Annotated in this window: 4 protein-coding genes; all 4 read right to left on the bottom strand. The window is 48.1% G+C overall.

Annotated features, from left to right (window positions below):
* Nucleotides 1-648 (bottom strand): ABC transporter permease (locus tag OXG87_14580; GenBank protein ID MCY3870775.1); only part of this gene is annotated, 648 nt, incomplete at its 3' end.
* 334 nt (nucleotides 649-982) lie between these two features.
* Nucleotides 983-2,008 carry a phosphotransferase gene (locus tag OXG87_14575; protein MCY3870774.1) on the bottom strand — a complete coding sequence of 342 codons (1,026 nt, stop codon included), beginning with the start codon at nucleotides 2,006-2,008 and terminating at the stop codon, nucleotides 983-985.
* 109 nt (nucleotides 2,009-2,117) lie between these two features.
* Complete coding sequence (locus OXG87_14570; protein ID MCY3870773.1) at nucleotides 2,118-3,080, bottom strand: GNAT family N-acetyltransferase; 963 nt, start codon at nucleotides 3,078-3,080, stop codon at nucleotides 2,118-2,120.
* Nucleotides 3,081-3,106: 26 nt separating this feature from the next.
* On the bottom strand, nucleotides 3,107-3,760 hold a 654-nt coding region (locus OXG87_14565), incomplete at its 5' end, for a transglutaminase domain-containing protein (protein MCY3870772.1).

Below are 3,760 nucleotides of genomic sequence, written 5' to 3'. Positions count from 1 at the left end.
GTTCGCATTCCAGGTATCTGAGATCTGTCTCAGAGAGATTTTTGAAAGGAGAAAATCGAATTGGAAAGTCGAATTCTCAAGGATCTGATTCAAAACGCCTGTGACGGTATAATTTTCCTTCAACAATCTATGTTCGGCTGTGATTGTTTTTCCTATAGGATTTTCATCTCCAAATAGCACCTGAGCGATGTCTTCTGTGATTACAACAGAGTAGGGTTCAGTCAAGACTGTTTTGGGATTCCCTTTCACCAAAGGAAAGGTAAACATATCCAGAAAACCTTCGTCAACGATCCAACCGCGACCTTCTCCCTTCCCTTTAGCTGCAAGCTCTCGAATACCAAGTCTTCTCTGTAATACACGCACGGCCTGTTGAACTTCTGGGAAATTTCGCCGCAAAGTTGGTGCCAGCGCTCCCGATATGCCCGTTGTATAAGAGGAGGCTTCACCATCCTTGTGTCTTTCTCTTATTACCCTATAAATCCGGTCCGTATTCTCGTGGAATCGGTCATAGCTCAATTCATACTGAACAAACAGTAAGATTAGAATACAACAGGCCATTCCCACCGCGAGACCACAGATGTTTATGAATGAATAGCCCTTATATCTGAGCAGGTTTCGAACAGCAATTATACAATAATTGTGAAGCACATTATCCTCTTCAGTTGAAAGCCATTGAATCAGGGCGGGTTGATGTCCTTTTGACCTACTCTGATTACAATCTGCTTCGCCAAAATGCAGCGGATGATATTCTGCCAGCGGCAGCAGCGCGTGATATCGGGGTACTCAACGCTTGGTCTATTTTTAGAGGTTGGCTAACGGGTTTACCCGTTGCGTCGTTTGTCCCTCGAAAGGAATGGAAGGAAGATCATCACCAGGCTGAAAATATTCGGCTCTGGTGTAAATCGCAAAAGGTTGCGAGTTGCAATCATAAGATAATTTTTCAGCATGGTGCTCCCGTTTTAATTGAGGGATGTACATGATATCATTTGTAAGACGCAACCTTCTCCAAAACTCCGTTCTTAAGGAACTTGCATAGTATCGGTGTCAACTCGGCGATCTCTGTCCCCAGTTCATCGGGGGCATCGTAGGCTGTTCGATTGACGCCCTCTATCGAGATGCCTGCGGCAAAAGTATCTATCTGATAGGGATATCGCTCAGGCCAAGATCCGATGCTCTCATATCCCTGGCGGAACGCTGCTCTCAATGCCGGATAGGCATCCTGGGCGGTATCGTCCATCAGGTCTCTGAACGCCGTTGCGATGTCTTGCACTGGGAATCCCCAGCAGGTATCCTCAAAGTCCAGCGGATAGAGAATCCCACGGCATACTTTGATATTGTCGTGATGCAGGTCATTGTGGATAACACGCAGGCCGTTGAGATCTGCATATAGGGATTCATACGCTGCGTTGACATTGACCATTGTCGCCTTGAATACATCCCTGACTTCGGGGCGAAAGGCCGGTAAGAAACGATCGTCGAATAAGATCTCGGGTCGGCCACGATGGTAGAGATTATCTACGCGATGGCGAGTAAAGGATGGTGGTGGAACGAATTGCAGGGACCACTCGTGTAGCCGAGCGAAAAGGGCCCCCATGCTGTGGAGGTTTTCCTCCGTTAGTCGAAGGCCCATTCGCACTCCGGGAAGCCAACTCATGACCATGCAGCGACGTGGCTCAGGCACGCCATCGGCAGCAGCCTCAATGATGTAATCGCCAGTCTCCGCTGCGATGGGCAACGGCGTGTTAAAATTACCATCGCGACTCAAAGCCCGTAGGAATGCCACTTCTGAAATGAGGTCCATGTCGGTGCGCCAGTTAGGTTCGCAAACGCGAATGAAGTAGGAATCCCCGTCTCTTGTCTTCACCCGGTAGTTTGCATTGGTGAAAGCCTCGATCAGATGGACGCTTGCAACTTCCATGGGATAGCGCAATAGCGCGTTCAGGGCCAATTGACGTAATCGGCGGGTTCTTCCTCTGTAGCTGAGCTTCTCAAAGGACTGCATAGACATGATTGTTTGCCTGAGACCGGCTGGTCACTTAAAGGTTCAGGTGTTTGCATCCAACGGACTCTGGATCTTTGCGATATCTCGATTTGTCACCCGTGTATAGACCTGTTTTTTATGTTTTGCTGTTCAAATGGATTTCGAATCCCCACCAATGTTCTGTCTGCTTGTAGTGCGCTCTCTCGAAGGCATTGACCATCGGGAAATTAGTCGCCGCCGTCGTTGACCGAATGCAATCCGCTCCTTCGTATTCCAGAATCTGAGTTCCTCGGGCAAGGAGATCATTGACATAACCTTGCCCTCTCTTTTTAGGTACAACTCCAAGCGTATAAATGCAGCCAATAGAATGACCCTTACGAGGGTTTTTTCGCTTCTGAGACAGCAGCAACATAATCACACCCACCAAATCATTCTGGGTATCATAGGCCAATTCAGAAAACCACACATTTCGTTCATCTTCTTTGGGACACGCACTCAGATACTGTGATATTACTCGTTGAGGCCCAAGCTTCGCGTAGCCTTTCAGAATCTCTGAATCCAAAGAATCCTGAAACGACAGAGCGAAAGACCGTGAGAAGGTTAATTCACTGACCTCTTCTCGCGTGCGAAAGACGAGTCTGTTAGTGGCTGCTACAGAAGGTGAATTGCCAGGCCGCTCAAACTCTATCCGTTCTCGCATACATTCAAAGCCCAGTTCTTTCACTACATCAATCAGCGGTCTTGACACTGCCAATCCTTCAGGAGTTGGGTCAGTGGACAACCGGTATTGAATCACCTGTGTTTGCTCCCGTCTCAGCTCTTGAAGGCTATGCCGTATAAGGGCCCTTTTGATCGTCAGATCATCCAATTCATCTACTGTATCAAGATGGAAGATAGCCAAATTTCCTGTCTTATTGTCGGTCTCATAGGCTATACCACCCGTAAATGAGTTCTCAGCTTCTGCGGCAAAACACCACTCTGGCCTACTTGTCCCTTCAGACCATGCGCGCAGCACATGTTTTTGAAGTACTTCCCGGTTAGCTTTGCCCGTGTTTACAAAAGGCTCAAGTTCATCTTGAGAGATAGGTCTAACTTTCAATAGGTCATCCTTTAGAAAAACAGCTCTCAAGCTTCCTTTTGCCAGTCGATGTAAATATGACGGCTATCCCTTGGAGCGTGAGTCTCAATGATAGCGGGTACCCGCAATGCTTCGCTATTTTCATACAATTCTCGTCGCTTGTCGAATTCTTCATCTGTCAACGTCAACGCGGCTACCCGATCTAACAAAGCGGTATCGTCTTTAGTCACATCCTTATTATTCTTAAGCAACAGCCCCCACCAGTCATCGGAAAGCATCTCAAAGCCGTTGAGAGCCGCCAAGTCGCCCACCAGTATTCCACGAACCTTAGACAGCCCTTGTCCACGAGGATGACGTCCAAAACCGAAAAGAGTCCCATTATTTTGATCCTCGCGGCACATCTGCCAGGCTCGTCCTGCTGCAATGAACTGATCAGACGACACGTCATGCATCTCTATATCGGGATCCTCCAGCACCCACCGGCCTTCTTTGGCGTCCCAGTATTCACAGAGACAGTGATTTTGATAGTGTGTCTCCTCAAGATATGTGGCAAATCCCCAGCGACTGCGTGCAGGTATCCCCCTATGACGTAACACTGTGGATAACAGCGTAGCGAAATGGCGGCAATCGACAATCAGACGTTTCATTTTATCGCGAGCGATGTTGAGCGGGCGGTTATCAAGGGAAAGCAGTGTCTCAAT

This window comes from Gemmatimonadota bacterium (assembly GCA_026706845.1).
GTDB lineage: Bacteria > Latescibacterota > UBA2968 > UBA2968 > UBA2968 > VXRD01.
Note: the sequence above shows the minus strand (reverse complement) of the source record. Positions and strands in the feature narration are given on the sequence as shown.

Excerpts from the sequence above, each read along its gene's own strand:
- OXG87_14575 (MCY3870774.1), bottom strand. The coding sequence starts at position 2,008 with ATGTCTATGCAGTCCTTTGAGAAGCTCAGCTACAGAGGAAGAACCCGC.